Genomic DNA, 23,711 nt, shown 5'->3' on the forward strand with positions numbered 1-23,711 from the left:
ATGTTTGTTTCATGTTGGTAGTAGCCATTGATGATCTGTGTGTTAGTGGTGGTGACACTATTTGGTCGTGGTGGCATTTTAGTGGGTAGTTTTCGTGCTCGTGCGTAGTTTTCCTATGCGAGGAGCAAGGGGGCGACGTTCAGTACTTATGAATTGGTACTTATGAACTGATTCTTACGAGTTGCTTATATCCGCAAGCGAAAATGGACAAACCAAAAAGCGTTTGCCATAAATAGCAAACGCTATAATCACCATACATTCCCCACACAACTACTTCTTCGAAGAATACTTCCGCATATCAAACGCGACCGCGGCGATGATGATCAGACCTTTGATAATCAACTGATAGTAAGGGCTGATGCCGATAAAGGTCAGGCCGTAGTTGATTAAGGTAAAGATAATAACACCGACCAGAACACCTGGCACTGTTCCGATACCACCGGTTGTGGACACCCCGCCCACGACGCAAGCAGCAATCGCATCGAGCTCATACATGTTACCATAGTTATTGGTTGCGCCACCTGTTCTGGCAGCCTCCAGCACACCCGCCAAACCATAAAGGGCTCCAGCAATCGCATAGATGTAGATCAAGTTCTTGGAAACATCGATGCCAGATACTTTAGCTGCCTGCATGTTACCGCCGATAGCGTACATGTTCTTGCCCAGCTTAGTTTTATTGAACACCACCCATACGATGGCGGCGACACCCAAGGCTATCAGCACGATATACGGGATTGAATATTGCCCCTTGCCGATAAACCCAGAACCGATTGTAGTGAAATCTGGACGCAGACCGCCAATCGGCTGTGATTGGTTGGGGTCCATGTCAAAGTACAAGGAATTCAAGCCGTAGACGATAACCATCGTACCCAGTGTTGCGATAAACGGCGGGACGTTCAGCTTGGAGACGACAATACCATTGACTAGTCCGCAGAGAAGGCCAGCGATAATAGCTATAAGGATCGGAAGCCACACTTGCACCTGCGGCAGATCAGGAAAAAAGCGCCGGGAATAATCCGGAATTTGCAGCATCGAAGCAGAGATTACCGCTGTAAAACCAACCACACGTCCAGCAGACAAGTCCGTCCCAGCTGTGATAAGGATGAAGGCAACACCAAGCGCGATGATAATCCGTGTTGACGACTGAATTAGAATGTCCCGTAAAGTATTTACAGAGATAAAGGCCGGCTCATATAAGGCAATACCCATAATTAGAATTACCAAGACAATATAAATAGCATTTTGAGTAATAAAAGATTGGGCTCGTTTAGCGTTCATTAGTAGTGTTCCTCCTTAAAGTTACGCGAAGAGTACTTCTCTTCGTAAACCAAATCTAGTTTCGCCCAGCAAAACTATCATTGAAATCCTATCCTAATGCTGTGCAGCGAGCCGCATAACTTCGGTTTCCGTAGCTTGCTCGCCTTCTAGTATTCCGGTAAGCCTACCCTCCGACATGACCATTACACGGTCAGACATTCCGAGCAGCTCCGGCATTTCTGAGGAGATCATAATGATGCTTTTCCCTTGCTGCGCCAAGTCGGCAATAATCGAATAAATCTCGAATTTAGCCCCTACGTCGATACCGCGAGTCGGCTCGTCCAGAAGCAGGATTTCGGGCTCGGTTAGAAGCCATCTGGCGAGCAGCACTTTTTGCTGATTCCCACCAGAAAGATTCATGATCAGCGTTTTGGTTGTTGGAGTTTTGGTCCGTAATTTTTCAATCATTTTATCGACTTCTTCTTTTTTCTTTTTTCCATCTAGTAGAAGTAGTAGTTTCTGGTATCGATGCAGATTAGCGATTGCGCCATTTTCATGAACAGACAAGACTGGAAAAATACCGGTGACACGCCGTTCCTCCGTAAGCAAAGCCATTCCGTGTTTCTTAGCATCCTTGGGAGATTGGATATGAATGCGCTTACCATCGATAGAAATCGTCCCCGATTTGATAGCCCTCAGGCCGAATAATGCCTCAATAACCTCTGTTCTCTGAGCGCCTACCAGACCACCAATCCCTAAAACCTCACCTCGTCTTAATTCAAAAGAAACATCTTTAAACGATCTTTCTTCAGGGGAGGTTAATCCTTCAACCTTCATATATACTTCGCCAGGCACGTTAAAACGTTCTGGGAATCGATTGGTCAAGTCGCGGCCGACCATTTTGGAAATGATAAGATCTGTAGTCAATTCCGCCGCTGGCCAGGTTCCGATTTTTTTACCGTCCCGCATAATGGTAACCTCGTCAGAAATTTCGAGAATCTCTTCCATTTTGTGAGATATATAAATAATAGCTACGCCTCTACTCCTAAGGTCCCGTATGATCCGAAATAAATGCTCCACCTCCACACTGGTCAGGGAGGAAGTAGGTTCATCCATTACAATAACGCGGGAGTGAAAAGAGACAGCCTTCGCAATTTCAATGGATTGGATTTTGGATACAGACAGCTTACCCACTAATGTCTCGGGATTCAGATCGATATCCAGATCTTTAAACAAATTCTCCGTGTCAGTGTACATTTTCTTATGGTCAATAAACTGAAAAGGTCCAATCCCTTTGGTTGGGAAACGTCCTAACCAGATATTCTCCATCACACTTCGGAACGGCACGGGATGCAGCTCTTGGTGAATCATGGAGATCCCATTTTTCAAAGCGTCATTTGAGCTTCCGATAGAGGTCTTCTCACCCTCCAAAAAAATCTCACCGGCATCCGGTGAATAAATACCAAAGAGACATTTCATTAAAGTGGACTTACCCGCACCATTCTCGCCCATAAGGGCATGCACCGAACCTGGTCTGACCTTTAAACTAACTGCATCCAGCGCTTTGACGCCGGGGAATTCTTTAGTAATATCATTCATTTCTAGCAAAAACTCAGCTTTTTCCATGTTGTTACGCCCCCTACGCTTTTTTCTTTTTTCATGAGAGGCACAGCGGTTTCATCCTGTTCCCTGCCTGAAAGAAATCCGAGGAGCGAATATCCGCTCCCCGTTGCTGCCATATGATCATGAATTCCATCTAGATTAGAGCGTTATTATTTGGCGTCATCGATATTCTCTTTGGTGATCTTTTTATAGGAAATCCACACGTATTGGTTGTCTGTGATATCAAAGCCTACGTTATCTTTTGTAGGTGTTTCTCCTTTAGCAAGCAGAGCAGCAACTGTGATCGCAGCTTTACCTTGGTTGTTCGCATCATTCAGCACGGTACCAAGCATCGTTCCATCTTGCAGCGCTTGAATCGCAGGAGCAGTAGCATCTACACCTACTACCGGCATGAATTTATCACCCGTGAAGTAACCTGAAGCTTTCAGAGCTTCGATGGCACCGAGAGCCATATCGTCATTGTTCGCAAGCACAGCTTCAATTTTGTCGCCATGGGAGCCAAGGAACGCTGCCATTTTTTCTTGCCCTTTTACGCGGTCCCACATCGCAGTATCTTCAGCCAGCTTTTCTACCTTGATGCCGGCATCTTCAATTGCTTGGATGGAGTAAGTAGTACGAAGCTCAGCGTCTTGGTGCCCCGGTTCGCCTTTTAGCATTACGTATTGGAGGACACCGTCGCCGTTTTTATCTGCTTCAGGATGTGCCTTCCAGTAGTCCACGATCAGTTGACCGGACATAGTTCCGGATTCTTCCGCTTTAGCGCCTACATAATAAACCTTATCCCATTTCTTCATATCTTCTGGCAGCGGCTCGCGGTTCAGGAAAACCACCGGAATATTTGCCGCTTTTGCTTTTTCGATAATAACGCCAGCCGCAGTACGGTCAACCGGATTGATCAGCATGCCTTTATATTTTTTGGTGATGAACAAGTCAACTTTGTCATTTTGTGTGGGTTGAGAATTTTGGCTATCTACGATATCTACAGTAGCAATGCCTTTGGCAGCAGTGTCGATTGCGTTACGAACACCTGTCATGAAGGTATCGTCAAATTTGTAAATGGCTACCCCTACTTTTGGCGTTTCAGTGGAAGAGCCCGCATTTTCAGTTTTTGGAGCGTTGGTAGCTTTACCACTGTCTGCATTATTGTTGCTATTGCCACAGCCTGCCAGGGCGGCACCCAGTATTGCGCTTGCTAAAAGAACGGAAGTGATTTTTTTCATTATTCATTGACCTCCTGTTTATACTTCTTTTTTTGGTTTAACCCTGAATTCTCTCGGGCACATCCATATTATGCCTTAGGTGAAAACGGTTTCGAATATAAAATCCTACTCACTTTTATAAAAATTCTACTGAACCCAAAAAACGAATACCTCCCATTTTAAGGATGGCATTCGTCTTTTCAAAAATAAACCGTCCACTATCTGACGAAGGGAAATAATAATTTCTGATTCTCAGGCCACAGCATATTGTCCAAATCAATGAGTTTAGTGCCCGTATCGACACGTTCAGGAACATCCATTCCTTCGATTACCTCAACGGCATGTTTTACGGCTAAATACCCGTTACTAAAAGGATTTTGGATTACGGTCGCTTGAACCGTACCCTCCTGCAGCAACTCCATCATTGACGGGGAGCTGTCGAACGCAACCATTTTAATATTATGCAGCCCTCGGCTCTGGATAGCTTTTGCCGCCCCCTGTGAAGCTGTCTCATTCAAGCTGGCGATCCCGCGAAGATTTGGATGTTTCAGCAGCATTAACCGTGTCAGCTCTTCAGCATCACTAATACTCGACGTGGTATAAGAAATCTCTACTACCTGTATGTTCGGATATCGGGCAGCGTAATTTAAAAATCCCTTTTCCCGCTCCTCCGCGTCCCTAGCACCATATTCAATGCCGTTTGAAGACTCCTGCTCCGCCCCCAAAGATGAATTTGTGAAGTTAATGATGCCAACCTCCCCGTATCCATTTAGCAGCTGAATGAGTCTTTCTGCAGACTTTTGTCCCGCTTCATAGCCGTTTGAACCCACATAGGCTCTTACTCTGGCCGAACCGACTTCTGCATCCACAGACAATACGGGAATCTTGGAATATGCCGCCCGATCAACCACTTGTGCAAGTCCCATATAGCTACTGGCAGCTAAAATAATAACGTCCGCTTTTTCTTTAATGGAGTCCTCAACCATTCTGACCTGTTCCGCAATATCACTCTCAGCATTCGGAGCTTTGAACGTTAGTTTCACATTAAATTCCTGTGCCGCGGCTTCTGCCCCCAATCTAACTGTATTCCAATAGTCGCCTTTGTTCATTTTTACAATAAGATGAATATTGCGGGTTTTGTTCGTGTTGATATAATTAGGTGCCGAATTAAAACAAGAGGTGATGGTTGTCCATAACATCACACATACCAGCAGGGTTAGCCAAAAACGAACGATTCTCATACCGATGTCTCATCCTCCTCATGTCCAGGATTGCCCTCGCCTGCTGTGAGTGCCGGGAAGATAAGAGTAACCGTAGTGCCTTCTTCAATTTCACTTTCAAAAGAAAGACCATAATCACGCCCATAATACAGCTCAATACGCTCGTTAACATTTCTAACGCCTACCCCGGAGCCATGCATACTCTTACTGCCGCCAGTCAAAAGAACCTTCATAGTCTCCTCGGACATTCCCAGTCCATTATCACGAATGCGGATGATGACAAGATCATCCTTCAGCTCCGCTTGGATCGAAATAAAACCTTCATCAGGCATCATTTCAATCCCGTGATACAGGGCATTCTCCACAATAGGTTGTAAAATTAGCTTAATCGTCTGACACTGCAGCACTTCATCCTGAGCCTCGATCTCGTAGCGGAACTTATTTTTGAACCGAAAGCTCTGAATCACAAGGTAATGACGAACATGATCAAGCTCTTCCTGCACGGTAATCATATTATTCCCTTTACTAAGGCTAATCCGGAAAAACTTCGATAAGGACTGAATCATCGTGACTACCTCCTCAGTCTTGCCGCGTTCAGCGAGCCGGATCACAGAATTCAAGGTATTGTACAGAAAGTGCGGATTGATCTGGGATTGCAGTACTTCAAGCTCACCTTTACGTTTGGTTTCCTGTTCATAAATAATCTGATCCATCAGTTGACGGATACGTTGCAGCATAAGGTTAAACCGTTTGGACAGCTGTTCCACCTCATACGCCCCACTGACATCTATTCGGGTGTTGAGATCCCCTTCGCCCACCTGCTGAAGCGTCCGTTCCAGCTTGCGGATAGGGCGGGCAATACGTGCAGACAAAAAGACGGATACAATAATTACGCATAAAATGACTACCGCTAAAAACCAGGATAAAAAAGTGTTTAGATCACGTTTGGTGGTTACAATCTCATCGTAATAAGCCACGCCCACGATCTTCCAGCCTGTCTGTTCCAGTGTCCTTACGGTGATAAAACGTTTTTCACCCGTAGACTCATCCAAATAGCTACGAAAAGCATATTCCAGTACTGGCTCCACATTCTCATATTTTAAGCCAGCGTAAATCAGCTGCTGCTGGGGATGGTACACAATATTTCCTAGCTGATCGAGGATGTAAGCGTATCCTCTTTTGCCAAGCTTAACCTGCTTGCTCAGCTCATCAATGGTTCGAAAGTTAAAATCCATCAGCAGGATGCCGGTTTTTAAGACTCCGTTCTCCTTATATTGAATTAATTTGCTGATAGACACAACCCAGATATATTGACCTTTGAACAAATTCTGAATATGAGGTGCGGAATAGGAGAGCTCTGATGTTCTTTGCGCCGTCGTAAACCAGCTCTGAGTCTCCAGCTGTGTGTTACTGCGCAGCTTCTGACCGGGTGTTCCCACGACATATTTCCCCTGTGGGGTAAAAACAGCCGCCGAGACCAGATCCTCTCTGCTCCCCATTAGCATAGCCATTCTTTCCGTCAATAAAGCGGAATCCACGGAAGGGCTATTCGTAATCTGCTCCTCCGCTGTCTCAAAAATATTGCGCATTCCCTTAACATAAAGACCTAGATTGTAATTCACTTGCTCAATGATCTGCTGCATATTCATATTGGCATTCTCTTCTGCGGTCTTGGCAAACTTGTTGTACAGCATAAGACTTACAACTACAGCTACTAGCACGGCAACAGATGTAAAAGTGAGTGTAATCGTAACTTGAATGCTTCGGAGCTTGGAGGACAACCGACGTTTTCCACCTTTGGGATGCTGCGGTCTTAGAGGAAAGGAATATGGTTTATCCTTCAGCATCTTTACCCTCCTCTGGAGCTGTTTTTATACTCTTTAGGAGATTGGCCATATTTTTTGCGGAAACAAAAGCTGAAATAGTTAGGATCGGCAAAACCTATTTTTTCTGCAATTTCAAAGGCCTTCAGCTCCGTGGACCGCAAAAGTTCCTTGGCTGCTTCTAACCTAATTTGCAAAAGATAACTAACGAACGTCATTTTCATTTCCTTCTTGAAAATACTGCTAAAATAGCCGGTACTTATATGTAAATGCTGACAAACCTTGCCGATGGAAATATCAGATTCAACATAGTGGCTGCGTATATATTCTTTAGCTTCATCAATAAGCAGCTTATAGGAGGATTGACGTTCTAATGCAATCGTATCCATTAAACCGCTACAGACTGCAATAATCCATTGCTTGGCTTCGGCCATACTATTAAATTTATTGATGGCAGTTAGCGACGAAATGCCAGAACCAATATACTTTGCAGCCTCACTGCCGGATTCTTTAGCCACTCGCAGGATAGATGTAAAAATCTCCAGCAAAAAAATCTGATAATCCTGTGTAGACACCTGCTCTGCGTCAAGACCGGCAAATAAATCCTCAACAACCTCTTTGAGTTCTTGCACCGTACCTAGTTTAATCGTCCGGATTAAGGATTGCTGGGTTAGTTCATCATAGGTTAGCAGTGTGCTGGAACGTGACTCAACGTCCTCAATCCAGATCACCCGGTTATTGCCGAGAATAAGCCGATAATCTAATGCCTGCAAGGCATCCCCAAAAGAATTAAATAACAAAGCAGGCGATGAACAGACCGTTCCGGAGCCTGCCGTGACCGTCAGCTTCAGAAAACGCTGTACGTTCTGGCGGATTTCTTCAAGAAGCTCAAATGTCTTTCCAGTAATATCAGTTTCTTCCCCTTCTTCATGGATTGTGAGCAATACGACCTCATCACGATGAATAAACACCCTTCCAAAACCATGCTTCGAGCATATTTCTTCAGCAATATTCAGCACAGCGAATAGCTGTAAATTCTTTTCACCAGTGTCTCGTAAAGAAATTTGTCCGCCTGTTGCACCCCCAGCAGATTCCCGCTCAGGACGAATATAATCCACACTAATTACCGAAGCCTGAAACCACCGTCCCGTTAATTTTATGCCATATTCAGTGCTTTTCTCAGCAATTTCATCCGTACGCAATCTACGCGAAATAAGGGACGATAAAAATTGCTCCCTTAACACAGGCAGACTTTTCCGGTAATGCTCACTGAGTACAAATACATTTTCTTTTTCTGCAATTTCAGCCTCGATAGTGGCTCTAACCTTAAGCAATACTTCAATTAATTCCTGTGAAGAGAACGGTTTCAAAATATACTCATCAATTTGCAATTTTATCGCCTTCTGAGCATATTCAAATTCATCATACCCAGTCAAAATGATAATCTTAGTGTTAGGATGATGACTACGAATCCATTCAGCCAGCTGAAGTCCATTCATAAAAGGCATTTGGATATCGGTAACTACCACATCCGGCAGCAAACGGTCTATGGCATCCGCAGCTTCCCGTCCATTCTCCGCCTGCTCGACAATCTCAAATCCGTAACGCTCCCAGTCAATCTGCCCGATAACGCCTTCCCTAACGTCTTCTTCATCTTCAGCAAGAACTAGCTTATACATGTCTCATCCCTCTTTGGAAACGTTTTAGATGTCATAAATTTTATTGTATATGATTCAAACCAATCCATCTATGGTTAAGTTATTTAAATAGTTTTAGGTATTAATATATTAAATACATATAAAAAAAGAGTTCCAGAGCAAAAAAAAACCATCCCGCCGTAGCTGGGATGGGGATGATCGGTAACCTATAAGTATTATAGCAACGCTTTGTTAAAGCGATAGCCTGCTGTCTTTTCGAAACCGATATGACGATAAAAAGCATGTGCCGGTGCGCGTTCTACGCGGTTGCCACTTCTAAGGAAAAGCTGACAGCAACCTTGCTCACGTGCCCATTCTTCTGCTGCGGCCACAAGTCTTTTACCGAGTCCGTTTCCTCTGAGTTCTTCTGATACGATAAGTGCAGTAATCTCAGTGATACAATCTGTCTGTTTGTAATACGAGCTTACCTGTCTAAGGCCGATCATACCCACAACTTCATTGTTCAGCTCTGCTACAAGTGTGCATTGGAGATTGCTGTTCTCCATGCTTTCCAGTCTCTCTTTCATCACGCTTAGCGTTGTTGGATAGCCGAATTCCCGCAGAAGCGCTGTAACTCTCTCCAGATCATTCAAGCCGCATTTGCGAATTTCCAGTACAGGTGCCATGGTACTACTGTTCATCCTCATATACCTCCACTTTTAGCATAGACGCCGCCTGCTTGGCTATCGTCCGCGCGATTTCCACATCTTCCGCCGCACTTAACGCTACTGCCATCCGCCGACCAGGACGAACTTCCGGTTTACCAAATACGCGAACCTGAGTCCTAGGCAGTTCCAAAGCTTCACCAATTCCGGTCACAGCAAAGGCTCGTCCTTCTCCATCAGCCTTCAGCGTAGCTGAGGCACCAGGTGTCAGCAATTGTACTGACTGGACAGGAAAACCAAGAATAGCTCTGACATGCACTGCAAATTGAGATAAATCCTGCGTCGCCATCGTGACCATCCCCGTATCATGGGGTCTAGGTGACACTTCACTGAACAATACGCCTCGATCTGTCAAAAAAAGTTCCACTCCAAAAATACCGAAACCTCCGAGCTGATCCGTTACTGCTTTTGCAATAGATTGCGCTTCTTCAAGCAGCTCTGGCTTCATAAAGTGAGGCTGCCAGGATTCCACGTAATCTCCATCCTTCTGAATATGTCCAATAGGTGGACAAAATACCGTACCAGACACAGATCGCACCGTCAAAAGAGTAATCTCGCTCTCAAAAGTAACAAAAGCCTCCACGATAACCCGTGTTCCTTTAGCTCTCGCTCCATCCAAAGCAGTGTTCCAGCAGTTTTCTGCATCTTCAGGTCTTTTGCATACGCTCTGACCCTTGCCAGAAGAACTCATAATCGGCTTAATGACACAAGGAGTGCCTAACTCGGCTATAGCTTGTTGCAGCTCTTCCAGACTATCCGCAAAACGGTAATCAGCAGTTGGCAGTCCAAGGTCTTCAGCCGCAAGACGACGAATCCCTTCTCTGTCCATGGTCAGCCGAGCCGCCCGCGCCGTCGGAACAACGAAAAAGCCTTCTTCTTCAAGCTCTTGAAGAGCATGAGTCGCAATTGCCTCAATCTCCGGAACAATGACATCCGGTTTCTCAGAGCGAATCAGCGCTTTCAGCGCCTCTGCATCCAGCATATCAATTACATGTGAACGATGAGCTACACCCATCGCCGGTGCATCGGTATAACGGTCTACAGCTACGGTCTCTACGCCAAGGCGTTGAGCTTCAATTATGACTTCCTTACCCAGTTCCCCGCTGCCCAGCAGCAACAGCTTGCGGCTTTGAGCTGAAAAAGGAGCTCCCCACATTGTCGATTCCAACCTCTTTCGGCAAATTGACTGTCTCGTTTTTATGAATTTCAGAAAACGTAACAGTTTCATTGTATATTTTCAGGCTTCTTTATTTTCATCCATCATACGTCAGATTGCAAGTGTTCTTCGACATTTTCCTACAAACTTCACAGAACTTTGTCGACTTTATCAACGAAAGTTTGTTCTAGACGTGATAATTGGTGGCTTATTTGGCCCCAATGATCTGCAGTCTCACCCCCTTTAAGGAGATCTAACATCGCTTTCTCTTGCTCCGCAAGCCCTTCTTGCAGGCTTTCGGCAGCAGATTTTAATTCTCTGCTGATATTCTCGACGTAATGAGCAATTAATTTTTCCTTCTGCACTGCCGCTGCAAGATTAACCGCTTCTTTCAAAAGCGGCTCTGCCGCACCTTTGACTAATTCCCGCCCAGTTCCCTCAAAGAAATAACGCGGGGATTTGAAATGGCCCCATAAAGCGGACCACTGCACAGGCTGAAGCTGGCATTCCAGATCCTTAGGAGATGGCCAAGCCTGCTCCTCATTCTCCATAAGATGAAATTCCTCCGTGGAAAAGAGTAGCTCTGTAGCTGCCGCTTCAGCAGCTTCATGTACAAGCCTGCGTCCCGTGCTCTCTAGCCGCAGCGTTGTTGCCCATAGCTCTTGCTCAAGCTCGCGCTGAGTAGTACGCATTAGTTCGGCACCACAGGCAGAGAAAATGGCTTTTAAATTCCCTGCATCCTCACGCAGTAAGGAGGGATGAAAAGATTCCTGAAAATTTCTGTTGAAGGAGAAGCTAATCCGCTGGCACACATGATAGATCAGTTCTTCACTTTCATGAATAAGATCTCTGCTAGGACGTTCCTCAGTCTCCAAAAGAGATAACCGCTTCATGGCGAACTGCCGCCGTTCCTGCAGTTCTTTTAACCCGGCTTCACGCTCGCTCGCCGCCTTGGAAGCCAGATTCTGCCATTCCTCAGCCCGGCGCCGAACCGATGCGATGCTCTCAGCAGCTGCGTTAAGTGAAAGCTGTGGAAGCTCATCACCAGCAAAGCTGGATAATGCTTGCTCAAATTCATTGAAGCGGGAGGTTTCATAAAGATCGTGATTATGTTGAGTTTTAGCTTCTAGAGCAAGCAAGCTGGACAAAGCATAGATTCTCGGAGACCGCAAACCTCCGGCACGCAGATTTTGAACGACATGTGCTTTAACCTCATCTAGTTCTTCTTCGCTTGAAGCGAGATCAGAAGCATTGATAATAAAGAACATTTTATCGAGAGCAAAGCTGTCTTTAATGCGGCCCAGCTGGGCCAAGAGGCCGCGATCCGCCTTCGAAAAGGCGTGGTTATAATAGGTCACAAAACAGATCGCATCCGCATTTTTCATGTAACTAAAGGTTACGCCAGTGTGGCGTGCATGCAGTGAATCTGCTCCTGGTGTATCTACGAGCACAATCCCGCTCTCCGTCAAAGGACAGGCATAATACAGGTCAATCCCTTGCACGAAGCAAGCCCGGGTCTCTTCCGCAACTAGGTTTCGATATTCATCCAAATCAACCGTCCGTACCGTTCCTAATAGCGGCTCAGCTTCAGCCCAACCGGATGCTGCGGCTCTTAGAAATCCTGCATGCGGCAGCGCAGAGGGGTGAATTCCCCGTGTTGGCAGGCTCGCAAGTACTGCTGTCCACGTATCCTGTTGCGGCTCTCCAAGCTGCAGCACGCTGAAGGAATGGCAGATGTCATCCCAGAAATCCGCCATGCTCTTCATCGTTACAACCGCGCTGGCATGGCGGAAGTCTCCTTCCGGCGCCAATATGCGGTTAACTGCGGCCGTGGCAGGGTGTGGCGATACGGGCAGCACTTCTTCGCCGAGCAAAGCGTTGGCGAAGGAAGATTTGCCTGCGCTGAACGCACCGAACAGCGCAAGGGTAAAGCGGCCGCCGGCGAGATCCTCCGCCCGCGCGGCCAGACTGCGAGCCGCCGATGCCATCGCTGGCTCGCGGCGCAGCAGCTCTGCCGCGCCCGCCAGCGCGTCAGCGGCGCCGAGAGCCGGCGGCGGCCGCCCGCCGGCGAAGCCGTTCCCGCCGCCCAGCTTGCGGCGGCGGCACTTCCAGCCGCGGCGCGTTCGCGCGGCTGGGTCGCCCGCGGTGCGGCGCTCTGCGCAGCCGCACGCGGGGTGACCCTCACCTCCGGCAGGATGCCGGGTGTGAGGGTCCGGCGCGGCGGCAGCAGCGCCGCTAGCTCGTGCGCGCGGGCGTCAGCCGCGCGGTCCAGGGCGGCTAGCGCGCGGGCAGCGCTCGCCTGCCGCGTAAGGGCCTGTTCGCGGCGCTGGAGTTCCGCGCGCTGCTCCTCGATAAGCGATGGCAGCTTCGCCAGCAGCTCATCGCCAACTAACAGCGCAGCGCGGCGGAATTGGCTCTTCAGATCTGCCGCAAGTGTGCGGCAGAAATTGAGCAGCGCCTCGCCGCTATTCCCCGTTCCCGGCTTAACTGCAGCCGCCAGCCATTCTTGGCTCACCGCCGGGAACCCTTGCTTCAGAGTCGTCTCTGCCTCCTCTGCCCACAGTCCGAGATTCTCCGCCCATTGACGTACCAGCTGAATCAGATGCCATTCCAGCTGAGCGGAAACCTCTCGGACCAGTAATCCTTGCCAGGCATCCAGTCGTTTGCCTTGTTCCTTCTCCCGCCGTCCGGCTGTAGAGAACAAACCTAAGCGGAAGCCTGGGCTGACACTCTCCACATAGCTCCCTGCCGCCTCTCTAACATCCGCAGGCATTAAGTTAGCATTATTGAGTAAGGCATCAAGATCACTTCGCAGGCTAGCTCGTGATTGCTGAGGCAGCTCCTCAAGCAGTGCCTTCTCTTCTTCCAGCGATTTCAGCTCTTCCATCACAACTGTAACCTCTGCACCCTCTAGCTCAGCTAAAAAAGTTTCCCGTTCCTCCTGCTGGTCTTCACGGAACGCGGTTAGCGAAGAATCTGCTGTATGATGAATGGAACGTGACAAGCTATATTGAAGCAATTGTTCCCTGTGCTCCAACAGCTCTGTTATAAGGTTCAGCAGATTATCCCAATGATTCAGTGGATGCTCTTTCATTTTGAGTGAGGTAAACAGAATCCCCGCACAATGAATCCCCCACTGCTCAAAAGCATTTTCAAGCTGGCGTTTATATTCTTCAATGGAAATTTCTTGTTCTCTGTGCTTGTCTATCTGATTAACAATAAGATAGAGCGGTTTGCCCCAGTCACTGAGATTTTTGGCAAAAGCCAAATTATTCTCTGACTGAACATGGTTATAATCCATAACATAAAAGACGACATCAGCTAAATGCAGCGCGGAACGAGTGGCTGCCTGGTGGCCATCATCCGTCGAATCCACGCCAGGCGTATCCAATAGAACACCATGCTTCCCTAGAAGAGGAATCTCATTCCAGACTTCAATCGCGGAATATTCTCCGCCATTTCGACAATATTCCTGTAATCTTTCTGGTGTTGTCTCTACAGGGGTAGATTCATTTTCACTTCCCTCAACCCTTGGATAGATAAGCACTCGTGGAGCCCCGCTACGAATAGAAACAATATTGGCACTAGTCGGCACAGGTCCGGAAGGCAACACTGAGCTGCCGCATAAAAGATTAATCATGCTGGATTTCCCTGCCGAGAAATGCCCACAAAAAGCAAGGGTCAGTTCATTCCCACCCTCTTTATTTTGTAAATCTTCATATATTCGTTCAGCACTCTCATCGCCCCAGTGGCGCATTAAATCTTTCAGCCGGGAAAGCTGCGATGCTGTTTCACTTAATGTTTCTCTCTGAGTTCTAACCTGTTCCGCTCCCACAGACATTCCACCTCCACAGTTACCTTCTAATCATGCACTGATCTTAATCCATTCATGAATACTGATTTAAGCTCTTTTTTATGCAAAACTTATATAGGTGCAATTTCTGAACTTTAGCGCGGAACATTTTTTATAAATAATAATTACAGTTTATCACCAGTTTGACACAAATTAAATACACACTACTTACAAAATAACCTATCATCTCCTACGAAATGATACCAAAAAAGAAGCGTGGTTGTCGTCCTGTAAAGCCAACAGTCGTTTCTCGTAGAAATATATGGATATTCAATAAAAAAAGGAGCCAGCCCCAAGGGCCGACTCCATTTCAGGTCACTTCTCAATTATGCAGTTTCCAAAACAGGCAACAGAATTTCAAAAACTTTTCCGTGCTGCAGAATAGTCAATCCACGAGATTTGTCTCTCATTACGACAACCTCTGGTTTTACAGACATACGCTCCAGATAGTGCTCAGGCACATCACCGGAATGACTGATCGTAATGCCCTCTACTTCTTGCTCTTCATTTTCTTCCAGCGGGCTTTCCACTACGCGGTCAAAAATATCCGAGAATACCTCAAAATTATCTGTGTATACAGAAATGCATTTCATCTCTATCCCATCCTCTTCTTCAACTCTAACTTTTAACTTTTTGGCGTATGATCTTTAGCTTTCCTGACGACAGCCGTTTTCATACGTTTTTTGCCCTCTCGACATACATCAAGGAGCGGACAAACCTGACATTTTGGATTCTGAGCCTTACAGTGATATCGTCCGAAAAAGATTAGCCGGTGATGCGTGAGCGTCCATTCATCACGTGGCACAGCCTTCATCAGCTTTTTCTCCACTTCCAGGACAGAATCTTTCCAGCCTGCCAATGCAAGTCGTTTAGCAACCCGCTCCACATGAGTGTCCACAGCAATGGCAGGAACTCCAAATGCGTTGGATACTACTACGTTAGCGGTTTTACGACCTACTCCTGGCAACGTTACAAGCAAGTCATGTGCCTCAGGCACTTCTCCGCCATACTGTTCTATGAGTATAGAGCACAGGCTTTGGATATGCTTAGCTTTGTTGCGATATAAGCCGATGCGCCGGATATCGCCCTCCAATTCCTCCAGCGGCACAGAAATATAATCGATGGGGGCTTTGTACTTTTGGAACAGGTCCTCGGTCACTTTGTTCACCGTTGCATCCGTACATTGGGCTGACAGCAGCACCGCTATTGTCAATTCAAAAGCGTTACTGTGATTCAGCTCGCAATGTGCATCCGGAAACAAATCTCCAATCGTATCCAAAATGTGGCGGACGTCTGCAGCTTTCATAGTGTCCCCTCCACGGAGCAAAAACGCTCAGAAAATTCTATCGAGCGTCTCACCTCAAATGTTAGAAATATAAGCAAAGTATGTATTATAACGTATGGATTCATACATTTCAACAGATACGATACTGGCATTATATTTCAAGTATTAACGCCTGGATTGTCCTAATAAGAACAGTAAGCGTTTAAGCGAGAAATATAAGACATACAGTATAGGAGCAATACTTATACTTTCTTATATTTCAAAAAAAACGTCTTGACGCAGGTAAAGCCCCCTGTGTCAAGACGGTGATTCACTCAGAAATCCACCATTGCAACTATTGTTTCACAATTTCAACCAAAATATCATTATTGAAATACATTATAATATTATCATTTTCTTTCAAAGATTGCACGGATAAAGTCGAATCTCCCTGATGAATATAAACATTAGCAGGAACAAAGAATTGATATTTATCGTTCAAATTAGGTCTCTTCGTCACCAATGAGTTTGTTGCACTCTCATAACGTGAGAATGTTCTACTGAGCTGAGACATAATACGAATCGTTGTAGATCCATCCGGATCCTTGCGAATCTCTACTCTGTCCCCTGCCGTCAAGTTGCTAAGAGCAGTCGTTGTCGAGCCGTCACGAATGATTTTGACTCCTCCACTTACCGCTAAGGTCTGTGCAGCTCCAGCATAATCCTTCACGACTACGCTATTCCCAGCGGCATCTACAGAACTTACCTGACCTGTTGTGAGCTTAACTGCTTGAATAGCCAGCGGTGAGCTACCATCAAAGGTCACATTAAGATAATCTCCCGCTTTTAAATCCGTTAGCTTAATGCTCTCACCAGCTTCATTGGTCAACGGGATTGCCAAAGTATTAATATCACTGGTTCCCCCATTCCATTTGATGCCCAAACGGTTGGTTCCAGAATTCACGGTTGCCGCTTCAACTTGCAGCACAGTCTTCACTTTCAATACCGCTATCAGATCCTGACCTGTAGTCAGTGAAGCCGTTACATTGCTTCCAATAGGAATATCACTTAGGGAAGGACTAGTCTTACCAAAGAGATCAACAAGTTGCGGATAAGGCATCGTTAAACTTTGTCCATCATTAAGCTTCAAAACAAGAGTTTTCGACGTAGAATTAACAGCTGTTAAAGTTCCTTCGTACTTTGTGACAATTTCCAAAGACAAAGCCCGCTGTCCTATTGCCTTCAGATTAACTTTGCGGTTCTCGATAAGTTTCGCACCCATATTAGTTAAGTTAGGCAATGCACCTTCATAAATCAGCTTTGTTTTCTCATCCAACTGAACCACATGGGCTTTTTTGCTGCTGTCCATAACTGTAAGGAGCTGTGTTTTGCTATTGTAATCCACAATTGTTGCTCCACTATACTGCTCAATTTGGCGGCTTAACACTTCAATTTTGGTGACTTGATCGCTGCTGTTTAAGGTAACCTGAATCTTGTCCCCACCTACTGCATCAGCAATAAGATCATCAGCTACTGCTCCACTCATGTTCGGAATAACAATCGTCGGTTTAGTGCCAAGCAGTTTAACCTCACGATTTCCGTCTGCTTTTTTGTAAACAACTGTGGAACTAGTCAGCTCGGTAAGTACCCCCTCAACTGTCCGTTCAACACCTTCCGTCACTTCTACAGTGCGGATCACATTATCTTGAATCGTATATTTCACCGCATTACCTGTCTTCAAATCTGCAGGTTTCAGCACTGATGCTTGGGAGCTGAATAATGAAGTTCCATCTTCCCATTTAAAAGTTTCTACTGTACCCGCGGTATTTTTGAAAGTAATGCTTTTGCCAGTAAGATCTACACTTTGAATGGTGCCTGTTGTTGTTTTGTTAATGACCCCTGAAGTCACCTGAACCTTCACTACTTTATGCGAACCACTGTACGTTTCACGTTGCAGTGAAACTACACTGTCTGTTACCAGCGAAGCAGGTTCAATTCCAGCTCCATTTACATCTACAAAGGAAGTAGTCTCATCGTAGTAGTATTCAGTGAACCCTGTTGGTGACTTTAACCAAAGCTTATTACCTGGAGCTACCATGGCGAAGTTTCCTGACAGAGTCTCTACTTGTTGTGTAGGGTCAGTCACTTCAACATAAGCCGCGTTATATGTCGCACCAATTACAGTAACCTTAGTGTAGGGTTGGACATCACTTAGATTGATTCTGCTTTCAGAGGCACTTGTGTAATAAGCAGTGCTTGCTCCCAGGGTATATGTAGAAGTCTTTCCGTTGTTATAGACGGATAGTTTCCCATCAGCTAATTGACTGATCGTTCCTGATACCGCGTTGTCGTATTCAACCGTATTGTGAGCTTCAGCACGACTGAAAAAAGTCGCCAATTGCGCACGTGTTACAGCACCTTGCGGATCAAAACGATTGCCATCAAGTCCGTTTGCTAGGCCTAAATCAACGGCAACGTTGATGTAACCACGTTTGTTGGCAGACACTTTGGTATCATCCGCAAAGCCTGTTGGCTCACTAGCGGCCCCTGCTGCATCTGCGCTTTTTCCAAGGGAGCGGATTAACAGCTCCGCAATCCATTCCCGGGATGCTTTACGCTCTCCCCAAGAAGTCTTCAGATTATCTGGAGCCATTTCGGTTGCTTTATCGAGTAATCCTTGTTGAAAAGCTAACACAACATAATCCTTGTAATAATTCGTAACTTTAAAATCGGTAGGCAACGCTACCGCAGAAGAAGCATCCACTTTATCCTGCAGCTTCATAAACCGCAGGGCCATAAGCAATGCTTCCTGCTGAGTTACAGAATCACCCGGACGGAACAATCCATTATTTCCAACCACAATTCCTTGTGAAGCGAGTTTATAAATATGTTTTTCAGCCCAGAAGCCTGTCTTTACATCGCTAAAAATCCCTACAGATTGTGTAGTGGTTGATGTCGGTGTAGTGGCAGCTGTGTCTGCAAACACTGCACTTGCACCACCAAAAACCATAACGCCAGCCATAACAGCCGACACTGCTTTATTAGAATAAGCCTTCAATGGACGTTTTGACCTTTTTTGCGCGGACAATAGATTATTCCCCTCTCTATGACTCAAATAAATAGTATGTTTAAAAATTCGTCAGCTAGATACCTAATTCCTTTGTTGCATAACCAATTAAGAATTATCTCTAGTCATAGGATGCAATAGATCCACATGGCCCATTAGACTTTCTACCTTTTCACCATCAACTAAAACTTCGATACTCTTTACTTCCGCAAATTGAAAATAAGTTTTGGCAAGTGAAGTAATGGCAAAGGATTCTCCACCCGCACCAAGCTGAGCTTCATCTGGTTTATGAATATCCATTACGATTTGACCCTCTACGAATTTTAATGATTTCAGTTCAATTTTCCCCCACAAAGGTACAAGATCTGTATTCTCACTACTTTGCAGTGCTTTGAACGTCTCTGTATATTTCTCAACATCGTCAGAGTAGTTAATCGTAGTCTTAGCAGGCACTAAATCCATAATTTGCGAATCAGTGTAATAAACTTCAATACTCTGGCTTTGCTTTTGTGTCTCATTTTCTACCGGCTTCGAAGATGGCTGAGTTTCTGCATTAGTATTATCTGCTGTCGGTTGCGGAGTGCTAGCCACTTCGGTTTCCTGATCATCAGATGGAGCTGGGGTACTTTCTCCCGCACCACTTACAACGTTTGTAGTATCTTGCTCCACTCCATTAGCAGGAGCTGCAGTAGGCTTATCTCCACAGCCAGCTATCACTAGTAGAAGTAGCGCAGCAACCCCAACCATAGTCCATTTTTGTTTAAACATTAATAAACGCCTCCTCTAGATGAATACGGGCAGACAGGTACCGCAAAACCACTTCTTGCCTTTTTATTGATAAAAGCAGAAAGCTGACTTTGCGGCGCTCGTCTGCCACTGGTCTGTTATTTTATACCCAAATATTCCTTGATCCCACTCACTATTGAAGCAGCAACTTTATTTTGTAATGCTTCCGTAAAGAGCAATGTCTCATCCTTCTTATTGCTAAGGTATCCTACTTCAAGTAGAACAGCAGGCATTTTCGTTTCACGAATGACATGGAAATTTCCGTATCGTACACCGCGATCACTAAGCCCTGTAGCCTCAACAAGATACTTATGCATTACTTTCGCTAAGGCCTTACTGGCTTCCCGCTGATAATACGTTTCTGTCCCGCTTGCCGCAGAAGATGCGGAACTGTTAGCATGTACAGAAATGAATAGATCTGCTTTTAAATTATTAGCCATAGCCGCTCTATCCTTGAGCTCCAAGAATGTATCGTCACTGCGTGTCAGTACGACATCGATATTACTTTCTTTTTTCAGCAATGCTGCTGTCTTAAGTACTATAGCTAAATTAAAATTCTTTTCGTATTTTCCTGTTACTCCTACTGCACCAGAATCTTTGGCTCCGTGCCCCGCATCCAGTACTACGAGCTTCTTGCCATCATTACCTGGCTGTGTTGAAGTATCATCCGTACTTTCTGCATTCAGGTCAATGATAACCAACTTAGAATCCGTCCCAGATACGCTGATGTTATAATTCTTAGGATAATTCAAATCAATTACAAAACGTACAGTATAAGGATTGGAGCTATAAAGCGAATACCGGACACCTGATACATCAGGATAATCCTTCACTTCCAGTTTACCATTCAGATCAGGATCAAGAACTTGTCCCGTACCAAACAGATCTGAGAAAGTGGCATTAGGAAAATCAATAACTAACCGATCCGGCCCTGTCATTACACTTACTTTTGGCTCGGAATTACCTTCCATCGCAATGCTTAAACGATTCTCACTAAAGCTCAAACCATTTATCATGGTTAAATTTTTAGTAGGATCTACCGGCGGAACAACAACTTCAGATCCACCATTTCCAGAGTTCCCATCAGAACTGCCGTTTTCATTTGAGGATCCTGGGGTAATAAGATACACGATCTTCTTCGCATTATCCCAAGTGACGGTGAGACCAAACTGCTCACTTATGAACCGTATAGGTACAAGTGTCGTATCACTCCGCAGGACAGGCGCAGTGGTAAGCTGTACTGTTTTGTCATCAACCGAAGCTGTCTTTTGATTAACAATAAGTTTGATGACCTTCCCTTGCTGTTCAATCGTCACCGTTTTGCTTTTTTGATCCCAGCCCACGGTATAACCAAGACTCTCGGAGATCAATCTCAACGGTACCATGATAGTATCATTCACATTTTCAACCGGTACTTTTTGCCCTGCAGTAATCTCTTTGCCGTCCAGATAAATCTTGCTATTCGCGGCAGCAGCATGTCCATGCTCAGGCAAAACCAACACAAAGAGCAACAATAACAACATCAAACTGAATTTCTTCATTCTTCACCTCTAAGAATCTAGTATTCGCCTGTGAATGGCGATCGTGGTGCCCCTGTCTCCGTCAACCTCAGACCTCTATTAGACGCTGGTAATCTATAAAGGTTGCGAATATATTCCATAAAAATTGAGAAATCTCACCAACCGCAAGTGTTAAAGCCCCAGATATTCCTTAATTCCGGCAACAATTTCTCTCGCTAATTTCTCTTGAAGCTGCTCACTATACATCGCCGATTCATTTCCTGAATTTGTAAGATATCCTACCTCTAGCAAGACTGCTGGCATTGTGGTTTCCCGTGTAACATGAAGGCTTTTCGTACGAATCCCGTTGTCTTTAAAACCAGTAGCGGCTAATAAATGCTTATGCATAATCTGAGCAAGAGGCAGACTATCACTGCGAGAATAATAGGTTTCACTGCCATTTATTTTATCTCTATTTGGATATCCAACCTCTAGCGAATTCGCGTGCACTGAAATAAAGAGATTCGCTTTAGCAGCCTCCGCAATTTTCACGCGATCCTGAAGCCCCAATGTAGCATCGTCAGTTCGAGTAAACACCACGTCAACTAATGCTTCCTGCGTTAACAGCGTTTGTACTTTGCGGATGACGGCCAGATTGAAGTCTTTTTCCAGCTTACCTGTGAGACTGACAGCACCTGATTGAGTTCCGCCATGACCCGCATCTAGAACTACAATTGGCTTACCTAACGTTCCATTAGCCCCTGTGGTGTTGCCTCCGCTGTTAGTTACATTCAAATCAATCGTAACCAGCCCGGTGCTTTCATCCGTACTAAGCTGGTACGGTTGATTTCCAACCGTTTGAATTACGAATCTGACAGTGGACGGACTCACACTGAACAGTGCATAACGGATCTCAGAAACGAGCGGGTAGCCGGCAACGTCCAGCTTCCCCTGTGGACCGCCAGTGGTGGTAACACCCGTAAGACTTCCAATGAAATTCGGATCGAACGCAGCACCCGGAAAATCTACGACGATTCGATCAGGGTTGCTCATTTTTGTAACGTTTGGCTTAGTAGCCCCCGACACAGCGATAATAAGTCGGTTCTCAGTGAATACTGCCCCGTTTACTAGAGGGCCTGTTGGAATTCCTGCTGTGCTTCCCGGTGCCGTAGTTGTTTGTGGAACTGGTGTCGGGCTGGGTGAAGTTACTACACTGCCAGCAGTTGTCCCGTTGTCACTTCCCGGCGTAGCACTTGGAGTTGGAGCAGGTGTATTAGTTGCTGTTGGATTGGTAGTATTCCCCTCAGGTGTCATTGCAGGATTGCTAACTTGTCCACCTGTCAAATAGACGGTTTTATCAACATTATCCCAGCCCACCTTTAAGCCGAACTGCTCGCTTACGAAACGAATTGGAACAAGTACTGTGCCGCCACTCTGCTTAGGAGCTGCATTTAAATCAAATGTCACCCCATCTGCATCAGCTGTTTTCCGTCCTACCGCCAGCTCAATGCTTTTACCATCCTGGTGAACGGTTACTTTCCGGGTCTGCTGCTCCCATAACACCTCGAATCCAAGATTCTCTACTACCACTCTGACCGGAATCATAACGCTACCATTTACATTTTCGAGTTTAATTCCTTTTGGCAAAGCAAGTTCCTGATTGTCCATAATAATTCTGCCTGTGCTGCTACCAGCTGCGGCAGCTTCTTGTCCGGTGGATGTTAAAAATAATAAAGGCAGTAACAAAAGCAGCAATACACGAAGCCCAGCTCTTCTCATTCTCATTTTCCGCTCCTTCTGCAAGTAATAGATCCTAGATAAGTATTTAGACGACAGAAATCACCAAATGTTTCCTTAATGACCAATGAATATATCGATTATAGCAAAAAAACTTCTATTTCCGACACCCGGAAATAGAAGTTTTGCGTATTTTTTGTAAAGTTTAAGAATCAGACCAGTTATATCCTCTTTTTAAGAGAATAGCTTTGCAGCATGACGCTCTTCATAAGCAGCAATTTCATCTGCATGTTGAAGGGTCAAACCGATATCATCCAAGCCTTGCAGCAGGAATTGACGACGGTGCTCATCCAGATCAAAGCTGATGCTCAGTCCGAATTCATCTTGTAAAGCATTGTTCTCAAGATCAACTGTCAGCTTGTAGTCCTCATGCTCAGCTGTCCGTTTGAACAATTCATCCACTTGCTCTTCCGAAAGCTTAATCGGCAGAATGCCGTTCTTAAAGCAGTTATTGTAGAAGATATCCGCATAAGAAGGTGCAATTACAACTCTGAACCCGTAATCCATAATCGCCCATGGTGCATGCTCCCGAGAGGATCCACAGCCAAAGTTAGCGCGTGAGATCAGAACAGAAGCCCCTTGATAACGTGGTTTATTCATTTCGAAGGCTGGATTATCGTTACCTTCTTCATCAAAACGCCATTCATAGAACAAAAACTGTCCAAATCCCGTCCGTTCAATCCGTTTCAAAAACTGTTTTGGAATAATCGCATCCGTATCTACATTTACCCGGTCAACTGGTGCAACAATTCCTGTTAATTTTTTAAAAGCATCCATAGTTTTATCCTCCCGTGTTCTCTCTAGT

General features: G+C 45.6%; 17 protein-coding genes. All 17 read right to left on the minus strand.

Annotated features, from left to right (window positions below):
• Positions 1 to 270: 270 nt before the first annotated feature.
• A complete protein-coding gene (gene mglC / locus MKY14_RS11375) occupies positions 271 to 1,278 on the minus strand; it encodes a galactose/methyl galactoside ABC transporter permease MglC (protein ID WP_076127586.1) in 1,008 nt (335 codons plus the stop codon).
• Between the two features lie 93 nt (positions 1,279 to 1,371).
• The gene (locus MKY14_RS11380) at positions 1,372 to 2,883 is read right to left on the minus strand and encodes a sugar ABC transporter ATP-binding protein (RefSeq protein ID WP_076101437.1); all 1,512 of its coding nucleotides are present in this window, start codon (positions 2,881 to 2,883) and stop codon (positions 1,372 to 1,374) included.
• 146 nt (positions 2,884 to 3,029) lie between these two features.
• Positions 3,030 to 4,100 (minus strand): galactose ABC transporter substrate-binding protein, encoded by a 1,071-nt coding sequence (locus MKY14_RS11385; protein ID WP_340976499.1) that lies wholly within the window; start codon positions 4,098 to 4,100, stop codon positions 3,030 to 3,032.
• Between the two features lie 197 nt (positions 4,101 to 4,297).
• Positions 4,298 to 5,320, minus strand: a complete 1,023-nt coding sequence (locus MKY14_RS11390) for a substrate-binding domain-containing protein (RefSeq protein ID WP_076127584.1) — start codon at positions 5,318 to 5,320, stop codon at positions 4,298 to 4,300.
• The gene (locus MKY14_RS11395) at positions 5,317 to 7,146 is read right to left on the minus strand and encodes a sensor histidine kinase (protein WP_081387836.1); all 1,830 of its coding nucleotides are present in this window, start codon (positions 7,144 to 7,146) and stop codon (positions 5,317 to 5,319) included. The genes MKY14_RS11390 and MKY14_RS11395 overlap by 4 nt, the downstream gene beginning before the upstream one ends.
• A gap of 2 nt (positions 7,147 to 7,148) precedes the next feature.
• A complete protein-coding gene (locus tag MKY14_RS11400) occupies positions 7,149 to 8,801 on the minus strand; it encodes a response regulator (RefSeq protein WP_076183962.1) in 1,653 nt (550 codons plus the stop codon).
• A 194-nt stretch (positions 8,802 to 8,995) separates the two neighbouring features.
• Complete coding sequence (locus tag MKY14_RS11405) at positions 8,996 to 9,460, minus strand: GNAT family N-acetyltransferase (protein WP_232061416.1); 465 nt, start codon at positions 9,458 to 9,460, stop codon at positions 8,996 to 8,998.
• Entirely contained in the window at positions 9,450 to 10,640 is a 1,191-nt protein-coding gene (purT, locus tag MKY14_RS11410) for a formate-dependent phosphoribosylglycinamide formyltransferase (RefSeq protein WP_076192169.1), read from the minus strand. The genes MKY14_RS11405 and purT overlap by 11 nt, the downstream gene beginning before the upstream one ends.
• 149 nt (positions 10,641 to 10,789) lie before the next feature.
• The gene (locus tag MKY14_RS11415; protein ID WP_340977044.1) at positions 10,790 to 12,514 is read right to left on the minus strand and encodes a dynamin family protein; all 1,725 of its coding nucleotides are present in this window, start codon (positions 12,512 to 12,514) and stop codon (positions 10,790 to 10,792) included.
• On the minus strand, positions 12,409 to 14,475 hold the full coding sequence (locus tag MKY14_RS11420; protein ID WP_340976500.1) for a dynamin family protein: 2,067 nt from the start codon (positions 14,473 to 14,475) through the stop codon (positions 12,409 to 12,411). The genes MKY14_RS11415 and MKY14_RS11420 overlap by 106 nt, the downstream gene beginning before the upstream one ends.
• Before the next feature lie 344 nt (positions 14,476 to 14,819).
• Positions 14,820 to 15,086, minus strand: a complete 267-nt coding sequence (locus MKY14_RS11425) for a hypothetical protein (protein WP_036676334.1) — start codon at positions 15,084 to 15,086, stop codon at positions 14,820 to 14,822.
• A 32-nt stretch (positions 15,087 to 15,118) separates the two neighbouring features.
• On the minus strand, positions 15,119 to 15,799 hold the full coding sequence (gene nth / locus MKY14_RS11430) for an endonuclease III (protein WP_036676333.1): 681 nt from the start codon (positions 15,797 to 15,799) through the stop codon (positions 15,119 to 15,121).
• A gap of 313 nt (positions 15,800 to 16,112) precedes the next feature.
• Complete coding sequence (locus MKY14_RS11435) at positions 16,113 to 18,845, minus strand: S-layer homology domain-containing protein (RefSeq protein ID WP_340976502.1); 2,733 nt, start codon at positions 18,843 to 18,845, stop codon at positions 16,113 to 16,115.
• Between the two features lie 87 nt (positions 18,846 to 18,932).
• Complete coding sequence (locus MKY14_RS11440; RefSeq protein WP_076281440.1) at positions 18,933 to 19,592, minus strand: GerMN domain-containing protein; 660 nt, start codon at positions 19,590 to 19,592, stop codon at positions 18,933 to 18,935.
• 116 nt (positions 19,593 to 19,708) lie between these two features.
• Positions 19,709 to 21,151, minus strand: a complete 1,443-nt coding sequence (locus MKY14_RS11445) for an N-acetylmuramoyl-L-alanine amidase family protein (protein WP_076127574.1) — start codon at positions 21,149 to 21,151, stop codon at positions 19,709 to 19,711.
• A gap of 150 nt (positions 21,152 to 21,301) precedes the next feature.
• Complete coding sequence (locus MKY14_RS11450; protein WP_081391820.1) at positions 21,302 to 22,894, minus strand: N-acetylmuramoyl-L-alanine amidase family protein; 1,593 nt, start codon at positions 22,892 to 22,894, stop codon at positions 21,302 to 21,304.
• Positions 22,895 to 23,080: 186 nt separating this feature from the next.
• Positions 23,081 to 23,683: a 3-isopropylmalate dehydratase small subunit gene (gene leuD, locus MKY14_RS11455; RefSeq protein ID WP_076127570.1), complete on the minus strand. Its 603-nt coding sequence runs from the start codon at positions 23,681 to 23,683 to the stop codon at positions 23,081 to 23,083.
• Positions 23,684 to 23,711 lie beyond the last annotated feature (28 nt).

It is taken from the genome of Paenibacillus sp. FSL R5-0887, assembly GCF_038002305.1.
Taxonomy (GTDB): Bacteria; Bacillota; Bacilli; order Paenibacillales; family Paenibacillaceae; genus Paenibacillus_AQ; species Paenibacillus_AQ odorifer.

Coding starts and splice junctions, on each gene's coding strand:
- mglC (WP_076127586.1), bottom strand. CDS start 1,278: ATGAACGCTAAACGAGCCCAATCTTTTATTACTCAAAATGCTATTTAT.
- MKY14_RS11380 (WP_076101437.1), bottom strand. CDS start 2,883: ATGGAAAAAGCTGAGTTTTTGCTAGAAATGAATGATATTACTAAAGAA.
- MKY14_RS11385 (WP_340976499.1), bottom strand. CDS start 4,100: ATGAAAAAAATCACTTCCGTTCTTTTAGCAAGCGCAATACTGGGTGCC.
- MKY14_RS11390 (WP_076127584.1), bottom strand. CDS start 5,320: ATGAGAATCGTTCGTTTTTGGCTAACCCTGCTGGTATGTGTGATGTTA.
- MKY14_RS11395 (WP_081387836.1), bottom strand. CDS start 7,146: ATGCTGAAGGATAAACCATATTCCTTTCCTCTAAGACCGCAGCATCCC.
- MKY14_RS11400 (WP_076183962.1), bottom strand. CDS start 8,801: ATGTATAAGCTAGTTCTTGCTGAAGATGAAGAAGACGTTAGGGAAGGC.
- MKY14_RS11405 (WP_232061416.1), bottom strand. CDS start 9,460: ATGAACAGTAGTACCATGGCACCTGTACTGGAAATTCGCAAATGCGGC.
- purT (WP_076192169.1), bottom strand. CDS start 10,640: ATGTGGGGAGCTCCTTTTTCAGCTCAAAGCCGCAAGCTGTTGCTGCTG.
- MKY14_RS11425 (WP_036676334.1), bottom strand. CDS start 15,086: ATGAAATGCATTTCTGTATACACAGATAATTTTGAGGTATTCTCGGAT.
- nth (WP_036676333.1), bottom strand. CDS start 15,799: ATGAAAGCTGCAGACGTCCGCCACATTTTGGATACGATTGGAGATTTG.
- MKY14_RS11440 (WP_076281440.1), bottom strand. CDS start 19,592: ATGTTTAAACAAAAATGGACTATGGTTGGGGTTGCTGCGCTACTTCTA.
- MKY14_RS11445 (WP_076127574.1), bottom strand. CDS start 21,151: ATGAAGAAATTCAGTTTGATGTTGTTATTGTTGCTCTTTGTGTTGGTT.
- MKY14_RS11450 (WP_081391820.1), bottom strand. CDS start 22,894: ATGAGAATGAGAAGAGCTGGGCTTCGTGTATTGCTGCTTTTGTTACTG.
- leuD (WP_076127570.1), bottom strand. CDS start 23,683: ATGGATGCTTTTAAAAAATTAACAGGAATTGTTGCACCAGTTGACCGG.